The sequence below is a fragment of the Streptomyces sp. NPDC033229 genome, from assembly GCF_055576875.1.
Map to the genome: position 1 here is coordinate 57592 of NZ_JBVIQR010000005.1, position 23364 is coordinate 80955.

Annotated in this window: 22 protein-coding genes and 5 tRNA genes; 16 read left to right on the forward strand and 11 right to left on the reverse strand. The window is 70.0% G+C overall.

Annotated elements, in window-relative coordinates; genetic code table 11:
• Positions 1–44 precede the first annotated feature (44 nt).
• Complete coding sequence (locus ACZ53N_RS06705; protein WP_130880088.1) at positions 45–1628, forward strand: acyl-CoA carboxylase subunit beta; 1584 nt, start codon at positions 45–47, stop codon at positions 1626–1628.
• 11 nt (positions 1629–1639) lie between these two features.
• Positions 1640–1837 carry an acyl-CoA carboxylase subunit epsilon gene (locus ACZ53N_RS06710; protein WP_130880089.1) on the forward strand — a complete coding sequence of 66 codons (198 nt, stop codon included), beginning with the start codon at positions 1640–1642 and terminating at the stop codon, positions 1835–1837.
• A 229-nt stretch (positions 1838–2066) separates the two neighbouring features.
• On the opposite strand, the gene ACZ53N_RS06715 is transcribed toward ACZ53N_RS06710, so the two are convergent.
• From ACZ53N_RS06715 to ACZ53N_RS06750, 8 genes are all read right to left on the reverse strand, one after another.
• Positions 2067–2648, reverse strand: a complete 582-nt coding sequence (locus ACZ53N_RS06715) for a GTP-binding protein (RefSeq protein WP_130880090.1) — start codon at positions 2646–2648, stop codon at positions 2067–2069.
• Positions 2629–3150: a DUF742 domain-containing protein gene (locus ACZ53N_RS06720; RefSeq protein ID WP_130880091.1), complete on the reverse strand. Its 522-nt coding sequence runs from the start codon at positions 3148–3150 to the stop codon at positions 2629–2631. The genes ACZ53N_RS06715 and ACZ53N_RS06720 overlap by 20 nt, the downstream gene beginning before the upstream one ends.
• Before the next feature lie 84 nt (positions 3151–3234).
• Positions 3235–3657, reverse strand: coding sequence for a roadblock/LC7 domain-containing protein (locus ACZ53N_RS06725; protein WP_130880092.1), 423 nt, complete (start codon positions 3655–3657; stop codon positions 3235–3237).
• 1 nt (position 3658) lies between these two features.
• On the reverse strand, positions 3659–6721 hold the full coding sequence (locus tag ACZ53N_RS06730; RefSeq protein WP_469139865.1) for a sensor histidine kinase: 3063 nt from the start codon (positions 6719–6721) through the stop codon (positions 3659–3661).
• Positions 6722–7050: 329 nt separating this feature from the next.
• Entirely contained in the window at positions 7051–7632 is a 582-nt protein-coding gene (locus tag ACZ53N_RS06735) for a GTP-binding protein (protein WP_130880094.1), read from the reverse strand.
• The gene (locus ACZ53N_RS06740) at positions 7613–8023 is read right to left on the reverse strand and encodes a DUF742 domain-containing protein (RefSeq protein ID WP_130880095.1); all 411 of its coding nucleotides are present in this window, start codon (positions 8021–8023) and stop codon (positions 7613–7615) included. Before ACZ53N_RS06740 ends, ACZ53N_RS06735 begins: the two co-directional genes overlap by 20 nt.
• A gap of 104 nt (positions 8024–8127) precedes the next feature.
• Positions 8128–8541 (reverse strand): roadblock/LC7 domain-containing protein, encoded by a 414-nt coding sequence (locus tag ACZ53N_RS06745; RefSeq protein WP_165451611.1) that lies wholly within the window; start codon positions 8539–8541, stop codon positions 8128–8130.
• Positions 8542–8550: 9 nt separating this feature from the next.
• A complete protein-coding gene (locus tag ACZ53N_RS06750) occupies positions 8551–12072 on the reverse strand; it encodes a sensor histidine kinase (RefSeq protein WP_469139866.1) in 3522 nt (1173 codons plus the stop codon).
• A gap of 471 nt (positions 12073–12543) precedes the next feature.
• On the opposite strand from ACZ53N_RS06750, the gene ACZ53N_RS06755 reads away from it, so the two are divergent.
• The 10 genes from ACZ53N_RS06755 to ACZ53N_RS06800 all read left to right on the forward strand — a co-directional run bounded on the left by ACZ53N_RS06755 (position 12544) and on the right by ACZ53N_RS06800 (position 17832).
• Positions 12544–12735: a hypothetical protein gene (locus ACZ53N_RS06755; RefSeq protein WP_469139867.1), complete on the forward strand. Its 192-nt coding sequence runs from the start codon at positions 12544–12546 to the stop codon at positions 12733–12735.
• Positions 12736–12823: 88 nt separating this feature from the next.
• Positions 12824–13606, forward strand: coding sequence for a fumarylacetoacetate hydrolase family protein (locus tag ACZ53N_RS06760; protein WP_184739495.1), 783 nt, complete (start codon positions 12824–12826; stop codon positions 13604–13606).
• Positions 13599–15077: a glutamate--tRNA ligase gene (gene gltX, locus ACZ53N_RS06765; RefSeq protein WP_469139868.1), complete on the forward strand. Its 1479-nt coding sequence runs from the start codon at positions 13599–13601 to the stop codon at positions 15075–15077. Before ACZ53N_RS06760 ends, gltX begins: the two co-directional genes overlap by 8 nt.
• A gap of 299 nt (positions 15078–15376) precedes the next feature.
• Positions 15377–15451: transfer RNA gene (locus ACZ53N_RS06770), tRNA-Gln, on the forward strand.
• Between the two features lie 49 nt (positions 15452–15500).
• Positions 15501–15573 (forward strand) — tRNA-Glu (locus ACZ53N_RS06775).
• Between the two features lie 63 nt (positions 15574–15636).
• Positions 15637–15709: transfer RNA gene (locus ACZ53N_RS06780), tRNA-Glu, on the forward strand.
• A 12-nt stretch (positions 15710–15721) separates the two neighbouring features.
• A tRNA-Gln gene (locus ACZ53N_RS06785) sits at positions 15722–15793 on the forward strand.
• 26 nt (positions 15794–15819) lie between these two features.
• Positions 15820–15892: transfer RNA gene (locus tag ACZ53N_RS06790), tRNA-Glu, on the forward strand.
• A gap of 88 nt (positions 15893–15980) precedes the next feature.
• The gene (locus ACZ53N_RS06795) at positions 15981–16874 is read left to right on the forward strand and encodes an MEDS domain-containing protein (RefSeq protein WP_469139869.1); all 894 of its coding nucleotides are present in this window, start codon (positions 15981–15983) and stop codon (positions 16872–16874) included.
• On the forward strand, positions 16864–17832 hold the full coding sequence (locus tag ACZ53N_RS06800; RefSeq protein ID WP_469139870.1) for an anti-sigma factor RsbA family regulatory protein: 969 nt from the start codon (positions 16864–16866) through the stop codon (positions 17830–17832). Before ACZ53N_RS06795 ends, ACZ53N_RS06800 begins: the two co-directional genes overlap by 11 nt.
• Positions 17833–17892: 60 nt before the next feature.
• On the opposite strand, the gene ndgR is transcribed toward ACZ53N_RS06800, so the two are convergent.
• Positions 17893–18621, reverse strand: a complete 729-nt coding sequence (ndgR, locus tag ACZ53N_RS06805) for an IclR family transcriptional regulator NdgR (protein WP_469139871.1) — start codon at positions 18619–18621, stop codon at positions 17893–17895.
• Positions 18622–18749: 128 nt separating this feature from the next.
• Here ndgR and leuC point away from each other — a divergent pair, with 128 nt between their 5' ends.
• From leuC to ACZ53N_RS06825, 4 genes are all read left to right on the forward strand, one after another.
• On the forward strand, positions 18750–20192 hold the full coding sequence (gene leuC, locus ACZ53N_RS06810; RefSeq protein ID WP_469139872.1) for a 3-isopropylmalate dehydratase large subunit: 1443 nt from the start codon (positions 18750–18752) through the stop codon (positions 20190–20192).
• A gap of 6 nt (positions 20193–20198) precedes the next feature.
• Positions 20199–20792 (forward strand): 3-isopropylmalate dehydratase small subunit, encoded by a 594-nt coding sequence (gene leuD / locus ACZ53N_RS06815; protein ID WP_130880105.1) that lies wholly within the window; start codon positions 20199–20201, stop codon positions 20790–20792.
• Positions 20793–20961: 169 nt separating this feature from the next.
• The gene (locus tag ACZ53N_RS06820; RefSeq protein ID WP_130880106.1) at positions 20962–21207 is read left to right on the forward strand and encodes an SCO5555 family protein; all 246 of its coding nucleotides are present in this window, start codon (positions 20962–20964) and stop codon (positions 21205–21207) included.
• Between the two features lie 125 nt (positions 21208–21332).
• Complete coding sequence (locus tag ACZ53N_RS06825) at positions 21333–22022, forward strand: HU family DNA-binding protein (RefSeq protein ID WP_469139873.1); 690 nt, start codon at positions 21333–21335, stop codon at positions 22020–22022.
• Positions 22023–22136: 114 nt separating this feature from the next.
• On the opposite strand, the gene ACZ53N_RS06830 is transcribed toward ACZ53N_RS06825, so the two are convergent.
• Both ACZ53N_RS06830 and cofC read right to left on the reverse strand, forming a co-directional pair.
• The gene (locus ACZ53N_RS06830; protein ID WP_469139874.1) at positions 22137–22361 is read right to left on the reverse strand and encodes a hypothetical protein; all 225 of its coding nucleotides are present in this window, start codon (positions 22359–22361) and stop codon (positions 22137–22139) included.
• 188 nt (positions 22362–22549) lie between these two features.
• A complete protein-coding gene (gene cofC / locus ACZ53N_RS06835; RefSeq protein ID WP_469139980.1) occupies positions 22550–23194 on the reverse strand; it encodes a 2-phospho-L-lactate guanylyltransferase in 645 nt (214 codons plus the stop codon).
• Positions 23195–23364: the final 170 nt, after the last annotated feature.

Genomic DNA, 23364 nt, shown 5'->3' on the forward strand with positions numbered 1-23364 from the left:
AACCGACATGAGTTTCCAGCACCCCCGGCACGTACCGTCTATGCATGAGCAATCTCGAAGGTGCGCCCGTAGAGGCGAGTGACGTCCGTGGGCGCGTCGCCGAGCTGCACGCCATCCGCGAGCAGGTTCGGCGTGGCCCCAGTGACCGGGCGACCGAGGCCCAGAAGGCCAAGGGCAAGCTGACGGCTCGCGAGCGTATCGACCTCCTCCTCGACGAAGGCTCTTTCTCCGAGGTGGAGCCGCTGCGGCGGCACCGTGCTTCGGGCTTTGGCCTGGAGGCGAAGAAGCCCTACACCGATGGTGTGATCACCGGGTGGGGGACGGTGCACGGGCGTACGGTTTTTGTGTACGCGCATGATTTCCGGATCTTCGGTGGTGCGTTGGGTGAGGCCCATGCGACGAAGATCCATAAGATTATGGACATGGCGATCTCGGCGGGTGCTCCGCTGGTGTCGTTGAACGACGGTGCGGGTGCGCGTATCCAGGAGGGCGTTTCGGCGCTGGCCGGGTACGGCGGGATCTTCCAGCGCAATACGAAGGCGTCGGGTGTCATCCCGCAGATCAGTGTGATGCTCGGCCCGTGCGCGGGTGGTGCGGCCTACAGTCCGGCGCTGACGGACTTCGTGTTCATGGTCCGTGAGACCTCGCAGATGTTCATCACCGGCCCCGATGTGGTGCGGGCCGTGACGGGCGAGGAGATCACCCAGAACGGCCTCGGCGGCGCCGATGTGCACGCCGAGACCTCCGGCGTCGCGCACTTCGCCTACGACGACGAGGAGACCTGCCTCGAAGAGGTCCGCTACCTCCTCTCCCTCCTCCCGCAGAACAACCGCGAGAACCCGCCGCGGGTCGCCTCCGAGGACCCTGCCGACCGCACCGGCGACGCCCTCCTGGACCTGGTCCCGGCGGACGGCAACCGCCCGTACGACATGCGCAAGGTGATCGAGGAGCTCGTCGACGACGGCGACCACCTGGAGATCCACGAGCGCTGGGCCACCAACATCATCTGTGCGCTGGCCCGGCTCGACGGCCAGGTCGTGGGCATCGTCGCCAACCAGCCGCAGTCCCTGGCCGGTGTCCTGGACATCGAGGCCTCGGAGAAGGCCGCGCGATTCATCCAGATGTGCGACGCCTTCAACATCCCGATCATCACTCTTCTGGACGTCCCCGGCTTCCTGCCCGGGGTGGACCAGGAGCACGGTGGAATCATCCGCCACGGCGCGAAGCTGCTGTACGCGTACTGCAATGCCACGGTTCCGCGTATTTCGGTGATCCTGCGCAAGGCGTACGGCGGCGCGTACATCGTGATGGACTCCCAGTCCATCGGTGCGGACCTGACGTACGCGTGGCCGACCAACGAGATCGCCGTGATGGGCGCGGAAGGCGCGGCAAACGTGATCTTCCGGAAGCAGATCGCGGAGGCCGACGACCCGGAGGCCATGCGCGCCCGCATGGTCAAGGAGTACAAGGCGGAGCTGATGCATCCGTACTACGCGGCCGAGCGCGGGCTGATCGATGACGTGATCGACCCCGTCGAGACCCGTTCGGTGCTGATCAAGTCGCTGGCCATGCTCGCGACGAAGCACGCCGATCTGCCCTCGCGCAAGCACGGCAACCCGCCCCAGTAAGGGAGAAACACATGAACGACACGCTCGTACGCGTCGAGAAGGGCACCGCCGACGCCGAGGAACTGGCCGCGGTCACCGCCGTCCTCCTCGCCCGCGCCGCGGCCGGCAACGGCCACGAGGCCCCCGCCCGCCCGCGCCGCTCCTCCGCCGGCTGGCGCCGCCTGGAGCGCACCCCGGGCTTCCGGGCCCCGCACAGCTGGCAGGGCTGACGCGCCTCCGGCCGGGGGTCCGGGGGGTGCTCCCGGGTATGCGCAGCCGGGCCCCGCACAGCTGGCAGGGATGAGCCCAGGGGCCGCTACAGCGGCCCACCACACAGCGAAAGGTCCCCGCACTCGAATGAGTGCGGGGACCTTTTCGTCTGCGCGACCGAAAGCGATGGCTGTGCGGAGGTGCTGACACTCGGGCGTCAGCAGATCCGCACAGCCATCCCTGACCGCTCTACCGCAGCCGGGCCATGAGGGCGTGCTCGACGAGCGTGATGAGTGCGCTCTTGGCTTCGTTGCGGTGGCGGGCGTCGGTGGTGATGATCGGTGCGTCGGGGCCGATCTGGAGTGCTTCGCGGACTTCTTCGGGGTTGTAGGGCTGGTGTCCGTCGAAGCCGTTGAGGGCGATGACGAAGGGGAGGCCGCTGTTCTCGAAGTAGTCGACGGCGGGGAAGCAGTCGGCGAGGCGCCTGGTGTCGACGAGGACGACGGCGCCGATGGCGCCGCGGACCAGGTCGTCCCACATGAACCAGAAACGGTCCTGACCGGGCGTACCGAAGAGGTACAGGATCAGGTCCTGGTCCAAGGTGATGCGGCCGAAGTCCATGGCCACGGTCGTCGTGGTCTTGTCCGGCGCGTGCGTGAGGTCGTCGATCCCCGCCGAGGCGGAGGTCATGACGGCTTCGGTGCGCAGCGGGTTGATCTCCGAGACCGCGCCGACGAACGTGGTCTTGCCCACGCCGAAGCCACCGGCCACCACAATCTTCGCGGAGGTGGTGGAGCGGGCTGCCTCGCCGCTAGAGGTTCCGAAGTCCACTGAGCACCCTTTCGAGCAGTGTCACGTCAGGCTGGCCGCCGGCGGACTCGTCGCCGCCGGGCTGATGGATGGCGACGAGTCCGGCCTCCGCCAAGTCGGCGACGAGGATTCGGGCGACGCCGAGCGGGATGGAAAGAAGTGCCGAGATCTCGGCGACCGACTTGATCTCACGGCACAGTTGGCAGATGCGCTGGTGTTCCGGCAACTGCCCTTGGAGCTGGGACGGCTGAGCCGTGGTGTGCACCAGTGCCTCGATGGCGAGCTGGTAGCGCGGCCGCGTACGGCCGCCGGTCATCGCATACGGTCGCACCAGCGGGTTGTGCGCGCCCCCCGAGGGGGTCGCACGCCGGTGCTTCTGGGGCTGCGCGGGTGCCGAGTACGGCGACCGCGGAGCCTCCGGCTGAGCTTGGTGGCTCGGTGCGGAGGGGAAATTGAAGCGGTTCAGCGGGGGCTGAGCCTGCTGTTCATTGCCGTACGGGTAACCGCCGGGGGGCGTTGCCACGTCTCCTCCTCCAACTTGCCTGTCTGATGCTGGTCGCGCCACCGCACCTTATGGGGCGGTGGCGCGAAACGCACTGCCTCTTTGCTAGTTGAGAAGGCTCCCCTGCAATTCGGCGCGGAGGTCGGGCGTGAGCACACTGCCCGCGCGGTCGACCAACAGAGCCATCTCGTAGCCCACGAGGCCGATGTCGCACTCGGGGTGCGCCAGCACGGCCAGCGAGGATCCGTCGGAGACGGACATGATGAAGAGGAAACCACGCTCCATCTCCACCACGGTCTGGTTGACCGCGCCGCCCTCGAAGATCCGGGAGGCACCCGCGGTCAGCGAGGTCAGGCCGGAGGCTACTGCCGCCAGCTGGTCGGCGCGGTCCCGCGGGAACCCTTCGGACATGGCCAGAAGAAGTCCGTCGGCGGAGACCACGACGGTGTGGGACACCCCTGGGGTGTTGTCCACGAAACTGGTGATCAACCAGTTCAGGTTTTGCGCCGCCTGGCTCATCGGGCTCACACTAACGCTCCTGATCGTAGGTGCCGCCGGGGCCGAAGCCCTGGTCGTGTTGCTCATGTGCGGAGGTATCGGTCCCCGCGCTGCGCCCCTGCTGGACACCGCGGCGCAGGTTGCTCAACCTGCCGCGGACGTCCTCCGGGGCGCGGGATATCTGGGGGCCGCCCTGCGGGGTCGTTTCCGCCTTGCCCTCGACCAGGTTGGCCTTGGGAACCCGGCGGGGGAGACCGGAAGAGGTAATTCCACCGGCCTTCGGCTCACGGAGCTGCTCGGCGCGGTGCCAGCGCTCGTCGTTCGCCGACTGCCAGTCGGACTTATCGGCCTCGGGACGCTGCTGTGGGTCCTGCTGGGACTGCTCCGGTTCTCCGCCGGCCCCCGCGGCGCTCTCGCCCGACTCGGATTGCTGCCACTGCTTCCCGCGGCGCGGCAGACCGGACCCGGTCAGCGAGTGGGAGCCGCTCGAAGAGGGGCCCGGACGGTCGAACTCTACGCGCTCCGGCTGGGCCGTGTCAGCGGACGGCAGGGATTCCGAATCGGCTCCGCGACCCTGCTCGTAGCCGTGCTGGTACGGACCGGCTTCGCTCCACTCGCCTTGGGGGGCGGGGGTGTTGTAGTCGCCGTAGCCCTGCTGGTCGCCGTACCCGGAATCGGTATAGCCGGCTTCCGTATACGACTGCTGCCCGGTGTGCTCCGGCTCCTGCGCGAAGCCCTGCTGCTGGTCGTAATCCGGCTGCTCGTAACCCTGCTGGTCGTATCCCTGCTGCGGAACCTCGTCGCGGAACAGCGGACGGCTGTCGGCGGCCTGCGCCTCCAGCGCCGCGCGCCGCTCCTCGCGCATCAGCGAACGGCCGACCGGGTCCAGCGAAGGTCCGGTGCCGGCGTCCGGCCGGGGCTCGTAACGGGAGTCGTCGAAGCCCAGTTCGGCGGCGGTGCGCAGCCGGGGGCCCGTCGGCGCGGCAGGCGCGGCCTGCTGCTCGGGAACGGCCCGGGAGGTGAGCGTGAAGTCCTGGGGGGACATCTCGTCCAGCGAGCCGCCACCACCGTGCGTGATGGCGTCCGGCAGCATCACCAGCGAGGTGGTGCCGGCCTGCTCGCCCGACGGGCGCAGCTGGACGCGGATGCCGTGGCGGGTCGCCAGGCGGCCGACCACGAACAGACCCATGCGCTGGGCGATCGCGACGTCCACGGTCGGCGGATTGGCCAGCCGGTGGTTGATGTCGGCGAAGTCCGTGGGCGTCAGGCCGATGCCCTTGTCGTGGATCTCGACCATCACGCGGCCGTCGGGCAGCCGGGTCGCGGTCACCCGGACCTTGGTGTGCGGGGAGGAGAACGTGGTGGCGTTCTCCAGCAGCTCGGCGAGCAGATGCACGAGGTCGGTCACGGCAAGGCCGTGGATCTCGGCCTCCGGGACACCGCTCAGCTCGATGCGCTCGTACGCCTCCACCTCGGAGGAGGCGGCGCGGAGCACGTCCACCAGCGGGATCGGCTGGTCCCAGCGGCGGCCGGGCTCCTCGCCCGCGAGGACGAGGAGGTTCTCGCCGTTGCGCCGCATACGGGTGGCCAGGTGGTCCATCCGGAAGAGGTTTTCCAGCTGGTCCGGGTCCGCCTCGTTGTTCTCCAGGTCCGTGATGAGCGTCAGCTGACGCTCGATGAGGGCCTGGTTGCGGTGCGAGAGGGTCGTGAAGATCGCGTTGACGTTGCCCCGCAGCAGTGCCTGCTCGGCGGCCAGTCGCACCGCTTCGCGGTGGACCTGGTCGAAGGCGCGGGCGACCTCGCCGATCTCGTCACCGGTGTTGATCGGGATGGGCTCGATACGGGTGTCGACGTGACCGGGGTCGGTACGCGAGAGCTGGTCGACCAGGGCCGGCAGCCGCTGCTCGGCGATCTCGAAGGCGCCGCTGCGCAGTCGCAGCATGCTCCGGCTCATCGAGCGGGCCATCTTGCCCGCCACCACGAAGGCGGCGAACAGGGCCAGCACCATGATCGAGGAGTTGATGATCGCTTCCTGCTGGGCGTCCGAGGCGACCTTCTCGGCGTCGGCCACGGCCCGGTCGGCCAGCTGCACCTCGATGTAGCGGTACGCGTCGAACTTGCCCGTCGCGGTGGTGAACCAGGACTCGGCGGTGATGCCCTTGGCCTTCAGCGCCGCGGGCGGCGTGGTGGAGATGGCGGCGTACATCTTGTCCTGCTCGGTCACCTGGGCCTTGTCGGCCAGCGCCTTGTTGAGCCGGTTGATGTCGTCGTCGGTGCCCGCCTGGACGTACTCGCCGTGGGCGATGTACTCCAGGAAGTTGTAGGAGACGAAGGAGGTCGTCAGCTTCTCGCGGTTCTGCGCGCTGCCGGGCTTCTCCAGCAGGTGGGCGCCGATGGAACGCTGCAGCGACTCGGCGGCCTTGGCGAGCTGTACGGCATAGACCATGCGGCCGAAGGAGCTCGCGTTGTCCGTGCCGAGGCCCAGCTCGTTGGAGAAGGCCATGAGGGGACGCTGGATGGCGCCGTAGCCGTCCTCGGTGTCGGCACCGGCCAGTGCGGAGGAGTACGCGGCGCTGCGGAGCCTCGGCAGCCCGGCTTCAGCGTCACGCAGCAGCTTGAGGCGGCGCTTGACGCTCGGGGTGGCCGGCATGCTCTTGACGGCCTTGTCGAACTCGGCCCGGGCGGCGTCCGTCGCGTCCCGCGTCTTCTTGATCACCGGGTCGTCGCGGTGGCCCTCGAGCAGCGGCAGCGCCGTCTGGTCGCGCTCCTCGAGCACGGCGTGGGCGTACGTGGCCGCGGCCCGCACCCCTCGCGCGGTGTCCGTGGCGTCCTGCGCCTCGTTCCAGGTGTCGACGGAGGTCTTCACATGAAGGCCACCGAAGACCAGGGCGACGAGCACCGGGATCAGCAGAATGACGTTCAGCCGGGTGGGCACCCGCCAGTTGCGTGGGGAGAACCTGCCGCCGCTGCCCTTCATGGGCTCGGCGGGGGCTTCGGGCACGTCAGAGGGCAACGCCGCTGAGCGCGACGGTGGGGTGAAGTTGCCCCGCTCGTCCCGCGCCTGCTGCGTGGCGCCCGTCTTTCTACGCCTCACTCGACCAACAACCTCTCGGCGTCGGCACCTGACCTGTGCCGTGTATTTCCGCTGAGCCGTGACTGCTCAGCCCCGGAATTCCAGCACGGCAGGCAGGTGCATTCCAAACAGTGGGCACGGCCGCCGGACACGACGATTTGCCCGACATAAAACGGGCATTAAGAGCGAGCGGCGCCAAATGACGGGCGAATTGTGTGCAGAGCGAAGTTGACCGAACGCGCCGAGTGGTCACGTCCGGTCAATTCTCTTGTTGAAATGTTATGAACCCCGGGCGACGGTCCGTGGTCAATAACACAAAACCGCCCATCGCAACTGTGGGACGCGCAAAGCTACTTGAGCCGGGCCATGAGGGCGTGCTCGACGAGCGTGATGAGTGCGCTCTTGGCTTCGTTGCGGTGGCGGGCGTCGGTGGTGATGATCGGTGCGTCGGGGCCGATCTGGAGTGCTTCGCGGACTTCTTCGGGGTTGTAGGGCTGGTGTCCGTCGAAGCCGTTGAGGGCGATGACGAAGGGGAGGCCGCTGTTCTCGAAGTAGTCGACGGCGGGGAAGCAGTCGGCGAGACGTCTGGTGTCGACGAGGACGACGGCGCCGATGGCGCCGCGGACCAGGTCGTCCCACATGAACCAGAAACGGTCCTGACCGGGCGTACCGAAGAGGTACAGGATCAGATCGTCATCCAGTGTGATGCGGCCGAAATCCATCGCCACCGTGGTGGTGGTTTTGTCCTGGACATGGCTCAGGTCGTCGATCCCCGCCGAGGCGGAGGTCATGACGGCTTCGGTGCGCAGCGGAGAAATTTCCGAGACCGCACCGACGAATGTCGTCTTGCCCACGCCGAAGCCGCCAGCCACCACGATCTTCGCCGAAGTGGTGGAACGGCCGACGCTCCCGCTAGAGCTTCCGAAGTCCACTGAGCACCCTTTCGAGCAGTGTCACATCCGGCGTTCCACCGGACTCGCCGCTGCCGCCCGGCTGGTGGATCGCCACCATTCCGGCCTCCGCCAGGTCCGCCACGAGGATCCGTGCCACGCCCAGGGGCATGTTCAGCAGCGCGGAGACCTCCGCGACCGACTTGACCTCCTGGCACAGGTGGCAGATCCGCTGGTGCTCGGGAAGCAGCCCCGCGAGGTGGGCCGGGTCGGCCGTGGAGCTGACCAGTGCCTCGATGGCGAGCTGGTAGCGCGGCCGGGTACGGCCCCCGGTCATGGCGTAGGGGCGGACCAGCGGCTGGTCGCCTTCACTCCCGTACGACGCGTGATGATGCGAGGCGCCGTACGGGCCGGGCGAGGCGGGCGGGGTCATGAATCCTCCGGACGGGACAGCAGGATGGCAATAATGCCGTCGAGCGGGGGCCGGTGGGGGGTTTTCGGCCGTACGGTCGGACGGTATTTGCGGTATGCGTACGGTCAGTTCAGCAGACTGCCCTGAAGCTCCGCGCGGAGATCAGGCGTCAGCACCGTGCCCGCGCGGTCGACGAGCAGGGCCATCTCGTAGCCCACCAGGCCGATGTCGCACTCGGGGTGCGCCAGCACGGCCAGGGACGAACCGTCCGAGACGGACATGATGAAGAGGAAACCACGCTCCATCTCCACCACGGTCTGGGTGACGGGGCCGCCCTCGAAGATCCGGGAGGCCCCGGCCGTGAGGGAGGTCAGACCGGAGGCGACAGCCGCCAGCTGATCGGCGCGGTCGCGCGGAAAGCCTTCGGACATCGCCAGAAGGAGTCCGTCGGCGGACACCACCACCGTGTGGGACACCCCCGGGGTGTTCGCCACGAAGTTGGTGATCAACCAGTTCAGATTCTGCGCCGCCTGGCTCATCGGACTCAACTAACGCTCCTGCTGGTAAGTGGGGCCAATGTTGTGACTGCCGGTGGTCGAGCCGTTTCCGGCCTGACGACCCTGCTGGATGCCCCGGCGAAGATTGGTCAGTCGGCCGCGTACGTCATCGGGCGCACGCGAGACCGCCGGACCGGTCGGGTTGTTCTGTTCCTGTTCCTGCGCGGCACCCTCGACGAGGTTCGCACGCGGCACGCGCCGCGGCAGACCGGAAGAGGTGATACCGCCGGCCGCCGGCTCGCGGAGCTGTTCGGCCCGCTGCTGGCGTTCGTCGTTGGGGTTGCGCCAGTCGTCCGCCGGAGCCTGCTGAGCCTTGGGGGCCTGCGGGTTGCGCGGCGTGCGCTGGGCCTTGGGGGCCCGGTCGCCCTGCGGAGTGGGCGTCGGCTGCGGCTCGCGCCGCGGCAGCGACCGCCCGTTCTTCGCGGGCTGCCCGGCCGCCGGGGCGGACGTGTTCTGAGCGGTCCCGGCGTTCTGGGCGTTCCCGCCCCGGCGCCAGTTCGACTCCAGCTCCTCGAAGAGCGGCGCCCGCCCGTCGCCGGGCCCGGCCGCCGGCAGCTGGCCCGACTCGGGCCTGCCGCCGGGCTGCGCGAACTGCCCGGTGTCACCGGGGCGCTCGAACTGGCCGGTGGTGTTGTTCTGCCCGTTGTCGACGCCACCGACCTGCGGGAACGACGACGTGTCGGCGGGAGAGCCGGGCAGCGCGAACTGGCCGGTGTCACCGGGGCCGGCGGACGGCTGCGCGCCCGTCGGCCGGGGGAACTGGCCGGTGGTGTTGTTGCGGGGCTCGTCGGCGGCGCCGATCCGCGGGAACTCGGACGTGTCACCGGGACCGCCGGAGCCGGGCCGCGGGGTGCCGGGCTGCGGGAACTGACCCGTGGTGTCCGGGCGCGCGGGCTGCGCGAACCGGCCCGTGTTCTCCACGTCCTCGTGGCCGCGCGGGCTGTCCTGCGCCGAGCGCCGGGAGCCGCCGTCCGAGGCCAGGGGCCAGTCGTCGACCGGGGCGGCCGGAGCCGGGGTGCCGGAAGCGGGCGTGGGGGCCGCGGGCGACTGCTCGTTGCCCCAGCTCGGAGCCGTGCGGCCGGGAAGCTCGGGAGCCGCGCCGCGAGCGGGCAGCTGCGCACGACGGCCGCCGCGGTCACCGGCGGGCGGGGTGGCGGAGGGGCCACCCGTGTTGCCCCGGGGCGGAAGCGCGGGACGGTCGCCGCCGCGCGCTCCGCTGTCGAAGAGGCTGCCGCCAGTCGAGCCGGCACCGGCACCGGTACCGCCCGCCGGAGCGGGGCGCGTCGGCAGACCCTTGTCCGTCGTACCGGGACGACCCGGCAGCGCGGTCCGCGGCCCGCCGGCCGGGGGAACCTGCCGACGGGGAGCCTGGCCGCCGCCCATGAGGCCGGCCTGTCCGGCGCCCGGGTTGCCGCCGCCCATGGCGGGCTGGCCCGGCATGCCCGGAACCGGCTTCTTGCCGCCCTGGGCGACGTCGACCGGCAGCATGACGAGCGCGGTCGTGCCGCCCGAGTCGGAGGGCCGGAGCTGAATGCGGATGCCGTGTCGCAGGGACAGACGGCCGACCACGAACAGACCCATGCGTCGGGAGACGGAGACGTCCACCGTGGGCGGGCTGGCGAGCCGCTCGTTGATCGCGGCCAGGTCCTCGGGGGACAGGCCGATGCCGGTGTCGTGGATCTCGACCAGCACCCGGCCGTCGGGCAGGGCGTGACCGGTGACCTTGACCTTGGTCTGCGGCGACGAGAAGGACGTCGCGTTCTCGAGCAGCTCGGCGAGCAGGTGCACGAGGTCGTTGACCACGCGGCCGGCGACCTCGGTCGGCGGCACACCGCTCAGCTCGATGCGCTCGTACTGCTCCACCTCGGACGCGGCGGCACGCAGCACGTCGACGAGCGGCACCGGGCGGGTCCACCGGCGGCCCGGCTCCTCGCCCGCGAGGACGAGGAGGTTTTCGCCGTTACGGCGCATACGGGTCGCGAGGTGGTCGAGCCGGAAGAGCGAGGAGAGCTGGTCGGGGTCGGCCTCGCGGCTCTCGAGCTCGGAGATGAGCGAGAGCTGACGCTGGATGAGGCCCTGGCTGCGGCGCGAGAGGTTGGTGAACATCGCGTTGACGTTGCCTCGCAGCAACGCCTGCTCGGCGGCGAGGCGGACCGCCTCGCGGTGCACGTCGTCGAAGGCCGCGGCCACCTTGCCGATCTCGTCCCGGCTGTGCACACCGACGGACTCGACCGTGGTGTCGACATCCTGCGGGTCCGTCTCGGACAGCTGCTTGACGAGCTCGGGCAGACGTTCCTGGGCGACCTTCTGGGCGGTGTCCTGCAGTCGGCGCAGCGACCGCACCATGGACCGGGCCACGACGAACGCGCCGACGAGCGAGATGCCGAGGACCAGGATGATCAGCACACCGTTGAGGATGGCGTCCTGCTGGGCGTCGTCGCGGAGCTCGCGCGCCTTCTGGTCCATCTGGGACAGCAGGGTCTGCTCGATCTTGGACATCTCTTCGAGCTTCACGCTGTCCTGGTCGTACCAGTCCATGTACGTGTACGGCGCGGACTTGAGGCCCTCGGTCTTGCCGAGCGCGCGCTCGGCGAAGGTGTTCGCCGAGGTGATCTCCGTCTGGCCGCCGTTGAGAGCCTGGAGCAGTTCGGCGGAGTCGCCGGCGCGGATCGCGGTGAAGCGGCGCAGCGCCTCGTCCTCGCTGTCCAGCGCGTTCTTGCCGTACTGCAGGTCGTTCGCGGAGAGCCGCGCGCCCTTGGGGTTGGCGAGCGCGGCGCTGATCACGGCCCGCTGGATGGAGGCGTACTCCTTGGCGGAGGAGAACGTCGCCAGCGCACGGGTGCTGGTGATCATGTCGCTGTTGCTGGTGGCCTGGGCCATGTCCTGGGACAGCGACAGCAGCGAGGTGATCAACGCGTTGTAGTCGTTGACCGTCTGCGCGATGTAGTCGGTCTCCTGGTACGCCCGCAGACGGTGATTCTTGATCTTGTCGAGCTGCTTGGTGATGTCGACAAGGGTCGTCTGGACGCCGATCATCGTCGTGTCGTTCGACTCGACCTTGGTGGTGGCCTGCCGGAACGCGTCGATGGCGCGGTCGGTCTTCTCGCGCGGGGCGACGACCCGGTCGTCCTTGTCGTTACCGCCGACCAGCGGACCCGCGGACTTGTCGCGCTCCTCCTGGAGCGCGTCCGCGAGCTGAGTGGCCTTACCGGTCATCTCGGTGAGGATCTTCATGTGGTCGAGCTGGTCGACGTTCTCGAGCGAACCGTCGATACGTAGCGCACCCAGGGTCGTCGCGGCGACCACGGGCAGGGCTAGCAGGGAGACCAGTCGGGTGCTGATGCGCCAGTTGCGCAGGGCTATTCGTGAGCCCGGCCCGTTCGGCTTTTTCGCCTTCGGCTTGTCGGCGGGCTCGCCACCGTTCGGCGCGTCGGCGGGCGTGCCGCGGTCGGTCGCACCGCGCGGCTCCGGCTCCGCCGCAGCGCTGCCATCCCTCTTGAAACGTCCCTGCACTAGCGTCGCAACCTCTGGACCAGGCGTCCCTCCGGATGAGCGGCGGGACGGTGTCGAGTCGTGGGGGGACCGCGGTTGCCCCCTGGCGGTCCGTGGAATTCCAGCACAGTGCCGGATCTCCAACAAGGCCGGTGCACGGCACCGGGAATGGCGTGACGCTATGTGCGGAATGGGTCACCAGATGTAGAAAGCTGCACCCCTTAAAACGCCCTCAATCCGGCAATTCACCCCCCGGACCTGAAGGGGTGCCCGGTGTCCCAGTCGCCATGATCAGGAGCGGAACGTCTGGTTCAGCCCTGCAATGTCCGTTTCGCGAGGGTGAAATGTCCGACCGATATGCGGCATTTTTTGAGGTACTCGTGAGCAAACTCACAGCAGACTCAGGACTTCTCCAGCGGGCCGGTGGGGAAGGGCAGGCCTAGCCTGGACCTTTACACCCGCTGCGAAAACGACAACGCGAGGCCACTCACAGTGAAGACGACGACGCCGTCCCGGAAGACCGCCAACCCGCGCCGCACCACGCTCGCGCACCTCGAGGACGCCGCGGGGCTCAGCGCGGCGGGCGACCTCGTCCGCGAGCACGCCGTCGAGCTGCCGGCCGTCACCGCCAACCCGCGCCGCACCGTCCTGATGACCGCGCCCGTGACGGTCCCCCAGGGCTGACCCACGGCGGCGCACGGGCCGTCGGCGACCCCCGCGATAGCCTGGGGTGTCAGTCTCCGGCCGGACCAGATAGGGGCAAAAGCTTCCCGTGCGCATCGCCAGGTTCTCCATCGACGGCAACGTCGCCTTCGGTGTCGTGGAAGGGGACGCCTCCACAGAAGGCGGCCCCGTCCTCGACATCATCAAGGGCCACCCCTTCGCCGAGTTCGAGCGCTCGGGGCAGAAGATCCCGCTGAGCAAGGTGCGGCTGCTGCCGCCCGTCCTGCCCAACAAGGTCGTCGCCATCGGCCGCAACTACGCCGAGCACGCCGCCGAGCTGGGCAACGAGGTTCCGGACGCCCCCGTCGCGTTCTTCAAGCCGTCCACCGCGGTCATCGGCCCCGGCGACCCCATCGCGTACCCCTCCTTCTCCAGCGAGGTGCACCACGAGGCCGAGCTGGCCGTGGTCATCGGCCGCATGTGCCGCGAGGTCCCGCGCGAGCGCGTGAAGGACGTCATCCTCGGCTACACCTGCGCCAACGACATCACCGCGCGTGATGTCCAGGAGCGCGAGAAGCAGTGGGCCCGGGCCAAGGGCTTCGACACCTCCTGCCCGCTGGGCCCCTGGGTGGAGACCGAGCTGGACCCGAGCGACCTCGGGATCATGTGCACGGTCAACGGCCAACAGCGCCAGCTGGGCCGCACGAGCGACATGGTCCGCTCCATCGAGGACCTGATCGTCCACATCACCGAGGCGATGACGCTGCTCCCCGGCGACGTCGTCCTCACCGGCACCCCGGCCGGGGTCGGACCCCTGAACGTCGGCGACGAGGTCGCCGTCACCATCGAAGGCATCGGCACTCTCACCAATAAGGTGATCAAGCGTGGCTAGCGCAACTCCCGTACGCGTCCGTTTCTGTCCCTCGCCGACCGGCAACCCCCATGTGGGTCTGGTCCGCACCGCCCTGTTCAACTGGGCGTTCGCCCGCCACCACGGCGGCACCCTCGTCTTCCGCATCGAGGACACCGACGCGGCGCGCGACTCGGAGGAGTCGTACCAGCAGCTGCTGGACTCGATGCGCTGGCTGGGCTTCGACTGGGACGAGGGCCCCGAGGTCGGCGGCCCGCACGCGCCGTACCGCCAGTCGCAGCGCATGGACATCTACCAGGACGTCGCGCGGAAGCTGCTGGACGGTGGGCACGCCTACTACTGCTACTGCACCACCGAGGAGCTCGACGCCCGCCGCGACGCCGCCCGCGCCGCCGGCAAGCCGTCCGGCTACGACGGCCAGTGCCGGGTGCTCACCCCCGAGCAGAAGGCGGCGTACGACGCCGAGGGCCGCACCTCGATCGTCCGCTTCCGGATGCCCGACGAGCCGATCACCTTCACCGACCTGGTCCGTGGCGAGCTGACCTTCACCCCGGAGAACGTGCCGGACTTCGGCATCGTCCGGGCCAACGGCGCGCCCCTCTACACGCTCGTCAACCCCGTCGACGACGCGCTGATGGAGATCACCCACGTGCTGCGCGGCGAGGACCTGCTGTCCTCCACGCCGCGCCAGATCGCCCTCTACCGGGCGCTCGCCGAGATCGGCGTCGGCAACGGCACCACCCCGCAGTTCGGCCACCTGCCGTACGTGATGGGCGAGGGCAACAAGAAGCTCTCCAAGCGCGACCCGCAGGCGTCCTTGAACCTCTACCGGGAGCGCGGCTTCCTCCCCGAGGGCCTGCTGAACTACCTCTCCCTGCTCGGCTGGTCCCTCTCGGCCGACCAGGACATCTTCACGATGGACGAGATGGTCGCGGCGTTCGACATCAAGGACGTCAATGCCAACCCGGCTCGCTTCGACCTCAAGAAGTGCGAGTCGATCAACGGCGACCACATGCGCCGCATGGACGTGAAGGCGTTCATCGAGGCCTGCGGCCCCTGGCTGAAGGCCCCGTTCGCCCCGTGGGCCCCCGACGCCTTCGACCAGGCGGTCTTCGAGGCCATCGCCCCGCACGCGCAGACCCGGCTGACGGTGCTCTCCGACATCACCGCCAACGTCGACTTCCTCTTCCTCGACGAGCCGGCCCACGACGAGGCGTCCTGGGCCAAGGCGATGAAGGAGGGCTCGGACGCGCTGCTGCGCACCGCGCGCGCCGAGCTGGAGGCCGCCCAGTGGAACCCCGAGGCCCTCAAGGCGGCCGTCCTCGCCGCCGGTGAGGAGCACGGGCTCAAGCTCGGCAAGGCCCAGGCGCCGGTCCGCGTCGCGGTCACGGGCCGCACGGTGGGCCTGCCGCTGTTCGAGTCGCTGGAGATCCTCGGCCGTGAGCGCACCCTGGCGCGCATCGACGCCGCTCTGGTGAAGCTCGCCGACTGACGGGACAGGGCCGCTCAGGCGGCCACAGGGCCCGTTCGCGGGCCCGGGGGCCCGTTCCCGCGGTTGTTCGACCGCGGGGGCGGGCCCTGTCGCCTGTGGCGGCCCGTGCGGCCGTGCGGGTGCGGGTACGGGCGCCGCGCGAGGTGTCGCGGGGCGCCCGGGCAGGCCCGGCGGGTTATCGGTTTTGGAGCCCCGTCCACCTTCGGGTAATGTTCTTCCTGCGCCGCCCGAGAGGGCCGAGAGGCCGGAGCGGACGGTGCAAGCCCGAGCAAGACCCTTTAACTGAGGTCGAGTTCTGGTGGGGTATGGTGTAATTGGCAGCACGAGGGTTTCTGGTTCCCTTAGTCTAGGTTCGAGTCCTGGTACCCCAGCCAAAGGAAATTCGATCGAATTTCTTTTGGTAAATTAGTAAGCGCAGTGCGAGCCCCCGTTGTGTAGCGGCCTAGCACGCCGCCCTCTCAAGGCGGTAGCGCCGGTTCGAATCCGGTCGGGGGTACAGATCCTGAATTCCGTCACCATCCGGACAACGTCCGGAGGCGATGATGAATGGATCGCTAGGGCCCCCGTTGTGTAGCGGCCTAGCACGCCGCCCTCTCAAGGCGGTAGCGCCGGTTCGAATCCGGTCGGGGGTACTGGTATCACCATGGGATATGGTGTAATTGGCAGCACGAGGGTTTCTGGTTCCCTTAGTCTAGGTTCGAGTCCTGGTATCCCAGCGCAGATAGCTCTGCAAACAAAGCTAGCCCCCGTTGTGTAGCGGCCTAGCACGCCGCCCTCTCAAGGCGGTAGCGCCGGTTCGAATCCGGTCGGGGGTACAAGAAGAAAAAATGCCTTTCGCGCAAGCGGAGGGCATTTTTTCGTGCGCTCTTCCGCGCCGCCGGATGTCGCCCCGATAATTCCCGCATGGTCCATCCCCACGGCGGCCGCCGCCGGGTCCACGTCGGCGATCTCCGGCCCGGCGACCACGTGTGCCTCCTCTTCGACTCGGACGAGGAGCGGGCCCTGCTCCTCGGCGACTTCCTGCTCGGGGGCCTGGACGCCAAGGACAAGATCCTCTATCTCGCGGGGGAGGGCGGCCCGGCCGGCCACGAGGCCCTGCTGGACCGCTGCCGCTTCCCCGCCGGGCCGCCCGACCTGTCCGGACAGCTGGAGATCGTGGGCCCGGCCGAAATCTCCTCGGACCGCGGGGAGTTCGAGCCCGCCGTCCTCCTGGACCGGCTCCGGGCCGCCGCCGACCGCGGCCGCCGGGAGGGCTACCGCGCCCTGCGGGTCGCGGCCGATCTGGGCGCCCTCCTGCACGACGGGCGCGACGTGCACCGCTTACTGCGGTACGAAGCCCTGCTGGCCGCGGAGTTCATCGACGACGAGGCGCTGGCCGTCTGCCAGTACGACCTCCGCCGCTGTGACCCCGCCGCGCTGGACACCCTCGCGGCCGCCCACCCCAGGAGCGTCGAAGTGGATCCACTCGTCCGCACGGCCGACCTGGTCGTCGTCCGCACCTTCAGCCCCCCGGGCCTGCGGATCGAGGGGGCGGTCGACGCCGGCTCGCACGGGCACCTCAGGGAGGCCCTGCAGTCGGTCGCGGCGGTCAGGGGCGACGTCCGACTGGAGATGTCCCGGGTGGAATTCCTGGACCTCGGCGGGCTGCGGCTGCTGATGACCTTCGCCAGGGCCCGCGCCGCCCGCCACTACGCCGTCGAGCTGACGGGGCTGCTGCCGCATCTGCTGCGCGTCATCACTCTCATCGGCTGGGATCGGACCCCCGGCCTCCGGCTGGGGGCCGCGCATGCCTACTGACCACGCCGACGGGACCGGATTCGTCCATCACGCCTGCCTGTACGGGAGCGACGAGCAGTTCCTCGCGACGGCCCTGCCGTTCGTCCGGGACGGGCTGGTGGCCGGGGAGCCCGTCCTGGCCGCGACGACGCCCGCCAACATCGAGCTGCTCCGGGACGCCCTCGGCGAGCGGGCGCACGCCCTGGACACCGCCGAGACCGCGTACTTCGGCCGCCGGCCCGTGGAACGCGTCTCCGCCTTCCTGCGCTACCACGACCGCCGGGCCCGGCCCGGGCGGCGCGTGCGGATGCTCGCCGAGCCGGTGTGGGGCGGCAGATCCGACCGTCAGATCGCCGAGTGGAAGCGGATGGAGTCCGGGCTCAACGTGCTGCTCGCACAGCTGCCGGTCTGGATGATCTGCCCGTACGACACCCGGGCCGTGTCCGCCGACGTGGCGGCGGCCGCCTGTGTCACCCACCCGGTGCGGACGGACGGCGGCCGGGCACAGCCCTGTGCCGGCTACACGGACCCGATGGCGTACGCGGAGGCCATCGGACCACCGCCGGAGACCGCCCCCGCCACCGCCGCGCGGATGGGCCCGACGGCCGACACCTCGGCGGTACGGCTCTTCGCCCGTGAGCGGGCGGCCGCGGCGGGTCTGACGGGCGAGCGGCTCGCCCTGGCCGAGTTCGCCGTCGCCGAGGCGGCGGGCTATCTGCTGGCCGCCGACGGCGCCCGGGTCGCCCTGCGCATCTGGGAGGAGCCGGGCGCCCTGGTCTGCGAGCTGCTGCGCGAGGACCCCCACGGCGCGAGCGTGCCGGTCTTCGCCGGCTTCCTGCCGCCCGACGAGGCACCGGACCCCGAGGACGGCCTCTGGCTCGCGCGCACCCTCAGCGAGACCCTCGAGGTGCGCGCCGAGGGGCCCCGCACCCGCCTCGGCCTGCGCCTCGCGGGCCTGCGTGACGCGGAGTGCGCATGACCGCACGAAAGGTCACCCCCGGACGGCCGGCCGTCCGCGGGTGACCCGGTCGGCGCGGCTTCAGTTGTTGCGGCGCAGGGCCTCGCTGAGGCGCAGGGCGGCGTCGATGACCGCCTGGGCGTGCATCCGGCCCGGGTGGCGGGTCAGCCGCTCGATGGGGCCGGAGACCGACACGGCGGCCACCACGCGGTTCGAGGGGCCGCGCACGGGGGCGGAGACCGAGGCGACACCCGGCTCCCGCTCGCCGATCGACTGGGCCCAGCCCCGGCGCCGGACGCCCGAGAGCGCGGTCGCCGTGAAGCGGGCGCCCTGCAGACCGCGGTGCAGCCGCTCGGGCTCCTCCCAGGCCATGAGCACCTGGGCCGCCGAGCCCGCCTTCATCGGCAGCGTCGAGCCGACCGGCACGGTGTCCCGCAGTCCGGACAGCCGCTCCGCCGCCGCCACACAGATCCGCATGTCGCCCTGGCGGCGGTAGAGCTGCGCGCTCTCGCCCGTCACGTCCCGCAGATGCGTGAGCACCGGCCCGGCCGTGGCCAGCAGCCGGTCCTCACCGGCCGCCGCCGCCAGCTCGCTGAGCCGGGGGCCGAGGATGAAACGGCCCTGCATGTCCCGCGCCACCATCCGGTGGTGCTCCAGCGCCACCGCGAGCCGGTGCGCCGTCGGCCGGGCGAGCCCGGTCGCCGCCACCAGCCCGGCCAGCGTCGCCGGACCGGACTCCAGAGCGCTCAGCACCAGAGCAGCCTTGTCGAGAACGCCCACGCCACTCGAGGCGCCACCAGAGTTGTCCATGAAACGATATTCGCGTCTCACAGTGTGAAACGCAAGTTCAATTTTCCGAGATTGGCGCCAACCTGGACGGACAGGACCCCACTGGCACACGAGTTGGGTCGGCAGCGACGCCGGCCGGAGGGACAGCGATGGGACGGACACTCGCGGAGAAGGTCTGGGACGACCACGTCGTCACGCGCGCCGAAGGCGAGCCCGACCTCCTCTACATCGATCTGCACCTGCTGCACGAGGTCACCAGCCCGCAGGCCTTCGACGGTCTGCGCAAGGCCGGCCGCGGCGTCCGCCGCCTCGACCTGACCATCGCCACGGAGGACCACAACACCCCCACCCTCGACATCGACAAGCCCATCGCGGACCCGGTCTCCCGGGCCCAGCTGGAGACGCTGCGCAAGAACTGCGCGGACTTCGGCGTCCGGCTGCACCCGCTGGGCGATGTCGAGCAGGGCGTCGTCCACGTCGTGGGCCCGCAGCTGGGGCTGACCCAGCCCGGCACCACCGTCGTCTGCGGCGACAGCCACACCTCCACCCACGGCGCCTTCGGCGCGCTGGCGTTCGGCATCGGCACCAGCCAGGTCGAGCACGTGCTGGCCACCCAGACGCTGCCGCTCGCCCCCTTCAAGACCATGGCCGTCACCGTCGAGGGCGAGCTGCCGGACGGCGTCTCCGCCAAGGACCTGATCCTCGCCGTCATCGCCAGGATCGGCACCGGTGGCGGCCAGGGCTACGTCATCGAGTACCGCGGCTCCGCCATCGAGAAGCTGTCGATGGAAGCCCGGATGACCGTCTGCAACATGTCCATCGAGGCGGGCGCCCGGGCCGGCATGATCGCCCCCGACGAGACCACCTTCGCCTACCTGGAGGGCCGGGCCCACGCGCCCCGGGGCGCGGACTGGGACGCCGCCGTCGCGTACTGGCGCACCCTGCGCACCGACGACGACGCGGTCTTCGACCACGAGGTGGTCATCGACGCCACCGAGCTCTCCCCGTTCGTCACCTGGGGCACCAACCCGGGCCAGGGCGCCCCGCTGTCCGCCGACGTTCCCGACCCCGCCTCGTACCAGGACGCCTCCGAGCGGCTGGCAGCCGAAAAGGCCCTGGAATACATGGGGTTGACGGCGGGTCAGGCGCTGCGCGACATCCGGGTGGACACCGTCTTCGTCGGCTCGTGCACCAACGGCCGGATCGAGGACCTGCGCTCCGCCGCCGATGTCATCGGGGGCCGGAAGGTTGCCGACGGCGTCCGGATGCTGGTCGTCCCCGGGTCCGTGCGCGTGGCGCTGCAGGCCGTCGAGGAGGGGCTGGACAAGGTGTTCACCGCCGCCGGCGCCGAGTGGCGGCACGCGGGATGTTCGATGTGTCTGGGTATGAACCCCGACCAACTCGCGCCCGGCGAGAGGTCCGCGTCGACCTCCAACCGCAACTTCGAGGGCAGGCAGGGCAAGGGCGGACGCACCCACCTGGTCTCGCCCCAGGTCGCCGCCGCCACCGCCGTACTGGGCCATCTGGCCTCCCCGGCGGACCTCTCCGGTCCGGCCGCCACCTCCGACGTCACGACTCCCGTGGGGGCCTGAACAGTCATGGAAGCTTTCACCACGCACACCGGCCGGGCCGTCCCGCTGCGCCGCGGAAATGTCGACACCGACCAGATCATCCCGGCGCACTGGCTCAAGAAGGTGACCCGCGACGGCTTCGAGGACGGGCTCTTCGAGGCCTGGCGCAAGGACCCGGAGTTCGTGCTCAACCGGCCCGAGCGCGCGGGCGCCACGGTGCTGGTCGCCGGCCCCGACTTCGGCACCGGCTCCTCCCGCGAGCACGCGGTCTGGGCGCTGCAGAACTACGGCTTCAAGGCCGTGGTCTCGTCGCGCTTCGCCGACATCTTCCGTGGGAACTCGCTCAAGAACGGTCTGCTGACCGTCGTCCTGCCACAGGAGACCGTCGACGCGCTCTGGGAGCTGACCGAAGCCGACCCCACCGCCGAGGTCACGGTGGACCTCGTGGCGCGCGAGGTCCGGGCCGAGGGCATCACGGCTGGATTCGACCTTGACGAGAACGCCCGGTGGCGACTCCTGGAGGGGCTGGACGACATCAGCCTGACCCTCCGGCAAGAGGCCGACATCGCCGCCTTCGAGGCCCGGAGGCCTTCCTACAAGCCGTCCACGGCCCGGATCTGACATCAATTTCGGGCCCGAACGGCCCATCGTCCGAGCCCCTTGCCGACCCCGGATTTTCGCTGTTCACCCAGGGTTTGACATGATGCGCCCCCTGTCTTCGGACAGGGGGCGCATCGCTCTGTTGAGGCCCTGTGAAGCGACAACTCGCCTCAGATGGCACAATCGGTGCATGGAACGCGACAGCCAACTCGAGCTCTACCGGCTCGTCGCCGACCAACTCAAGGAAGCGCACACAAGGGTGCGCGCACTGCAAGTCCCGGAGGGCGTACGGATGGCGCTGTCCCGGAAGCTGCTGGTCATCACGGCCGCGGCAAAGCACGATCTCTCAGGCGCGGCAAGGCGTCTGGACCGGCTGATGAACGACCTCGACGAGGGCCGTTTCCCCGAAGAGCCCGACCCCGACGGAACTCCGTGATGGTCGAGTTCGTTGCGGCACAAGGGTGATTAGACCGTTTCGTGTTTGATTTGCGGTATATATCTGCCTAACGTGCGAAAAGGCTGGAACGCATTCGTTCCAGCAATGTCTCCGAAGGGGAAGACGTGAACAAGGCGCAGCTCGTTGAAGCGATTGCCGACAAGCTCGGCGGCCGTCAGCAGGCCGCAGACGCTGTCGACGCGGTACTCGACGCGATCGTCCGTGCGGTGGTCTCCGGCGACCGGGTCTCGGTCACCGGCTTCGGCTCGTTCGAGAAGGTCGACCGTCCGGCCCGTTACGCCCGTAACCCGCAGACGGGTGAGCGCGTGCGGGTCAAGAAGACCTCGGTGCCCCGCTTCCGCGCGGGTCAGGGCTTCAAGGACCTGGTGAGCGGCTCGAAGAAGCTCCCGAAGAACGATGTCGCGGTGAAGAAGGCGCCCAAGGGCAGCCTTTCCGGTGGCGTGAAGACCACCACCAAGGCCGCGGCCAAGAAGGCCGCCGCGAAGAAGGCCACCACGGCCACCACCGCGAAGAAGACCGCGGCGAAGACCACGGCGAAGAAGACCACCACCGCGGCAGCGGCCAAGAAGGCCACCACCGCGAAGAAGGCCACCGCCAAGAAGACGACGGCCACCGCCACCAAGGCCGCCGCCAAGAAGGCGACCCCGGCGAAGAAGGCCACCACGACGGCCGCCAAGAAGACCACGGCGAAGAAGACCGCGCCCGCCAAGAAGGCCACGGCGACCAAGGCTCCGGCGCGCAAGACCACCGCGCGCAAGACCACCGCCAAGAAGACGGCCGCCAAGAAGAAGTAACGGCGACGCACGGCGTCACGCGCCGGGCCGGGCTCCCCTCGGGGAGCCCGGCCCGCGGTGTGTCCCCAGCCGGGAGGCCGCGCCGGAAGCCGTTCCGGGAACGTCCCCGGGAAACTAGAAGGTCTGCAGCGTTACCAACGTCACGCGTCGGCCCGCGTCGCCGCCCTCGGTGCCGCCCGGGGCCTGTCCGAGCTCGATCCGCACGCGCTGCCCGGGCCGCAGCAGCCGCAGGCCGCCCGCGTCGAACGCCGCCGCGTCGAAGGGCACCGGGGTGCCGTCGTCCAGGAGCACGCTCCCGGCGCGGGTCTGAGGGTCGTAGGTGTACGCGGTGGCCTGCATGGGGCCAGCCTAAGCCTGTTCGGCGTTTTCTTTGGCTGCGGCTCGTCTTGCCGCCTGCGGCGGCTCAGCGCCCTGCGGGCGCGTCCTCAAGCGCCGGACGGGCTTGATGTGGCTGAGCCCGGCCGAACCAGCCCGTCCGGCGCTTGAGGACAGAGCACGACAGCCGTCCGGCGCTTGAGGACAGGGCACTACGCGAGGCCCACCGCCGGGCCGGAGGTCGCCGCGGCCGCCGTGTGCGGCCCCACGCCCAATGCCAGAGCCGACCGCAAATCCTGCTCCGTATCCACGTCCTGGCGCACGGAATCCACCCCGGCCAGCTCGATCTCCCAGGCACCCGAAGCGCGGTGACGGGCACGCGACCGGCCCTCGAACGCCGGCGCCAATTCATTTCCGGCGGTCGCCGACAGCAGTGTCGTACCGATTCCCGCGGCATCCGCGAGAAATGCGCGCGGGAATTCGGCGGCCGAATCGAGCACCCGCCCGAGTTCCGCCGGGCGCAGCGCCGGCAGATCCGCGTTGAGCGTCGCCACCCCGGTATGCGGCCATCGCGTCCGGGCGGTGTGCGCCCCGTGCGCGAGGGCGCTGTTCAGGCCACCGCCCCCCGTCGGCTCGGGCAGCACCCAGGCGCCGAGCGCGGACAGCTCCGCCCCCGCCCGGCGATCGTCCGTGACGACCACCACATCCCGCACGGCCCGGCAGGTCAGCGCGGCGCCCACGGTGTCCAGGGCGAACGCCAGCGCGAGGGCGGGCCGGGGCAGCCGCCCGGTGCCGTCCGTGAGGCGGCTCTTGGCCAGGGCCAGCGGCTTCACGGGCACCACCAGCGTCCAGACCACGTCCGCTCCCTCCCGTCGCATGGCTCTTATTGTCACCTGCTGCCGCAGCCCGCCGGGGACCGCCGGGGTTACGGTGTTCTCGACAGACCGGGTACCTGGGGCCACACTTGTCCGGCCCCCGGGTTCGGACGGCTCCCGAGCCCGGCTTCAGGTTCCAAGAGAAGGGTGTC

Excerpts from the sequence above, each read along its gene's own strand:
- ACZ53N_RS06705 (WP_130880088.1), top strand. The coding sequence starts at position 45 with ATGAGCAATCTCGAAGGTGCGCCCGTAGAGGCGAGTGACGTCCGTGGG.
- ACZ53N_RS06710 (WP_130880089.1), top strand. The coding sequence starts at position 1,640 with ATGAACGACACGCTCGTACGCGTCGAGAAGGGCACCGCCGACGCCGAG.
- ACZ53N_RS06740 (WP_130880095.1), bottom strand. The coding sequence starts at position 8,023 with ATGACCCCGCCCGCCTCGCCCGGCCCGTACGGCGCCTCGCATCATCAC.
- ACZ53N_RS06745 (WP_165451611.1), bottom strand. The coding sequence starts at position 8,541 with ATGAGCCAGGCGGCGCAGAATCTGAACTGGTTGATCACCAACTTCGTG.
- ACZ53N_RS06795 (WP_469139869.1), top strand. The coding sequence starts at position 15,981 with ATGGTCCATCCCCACGGCGGCCGCCGCCGGGTCCACGTCGGCGATCTC.
- ACZ53N_RS06800 (WP_469139870.1), top strand. The coding sequence starts at position 16,864 with ATGCCTACTGACCACGCCGACGGGACCGGATTCGTCCATCACGCCTGC.
- ndgR (WP_469139871.1), bottom strand. The coding sequence starts at position 18,621 with ATGGACAACTCTGGTGGCGCCTCGAGTGGCGTGGGCGTTCTCGACAAG.
- leuC (WP_469139872.1), top strand. The coding sequence starts at position 18,750 with ATGGGACGGACACTCGCGGAGAAGGTCTGGGACGACCACGTCGTCACG.
- leuD (WP_130880105.1), top strand. The coding sequence starts at position 20,199 with ATGGAAGCTTTCACCACGCACACCGGCCGGGCCGTCCCGCTGCGCCGC.
- ACZ53N_RS06820 (WP_130880106.1), top strand. The coding sequence starts at position 20,962 with ATGGAACGCGACAGCCAACTCGAGCTCTACCGGCTCGTCGCCGACCAA.
- ACZ53N_RS06830 (WP_469139874.1), bottom strand. The coding sequence starts at position 22,361 with ATGCAGGCCACCGCGTACACCTACGACCCTCAGACCCGCGCCGGGAGC.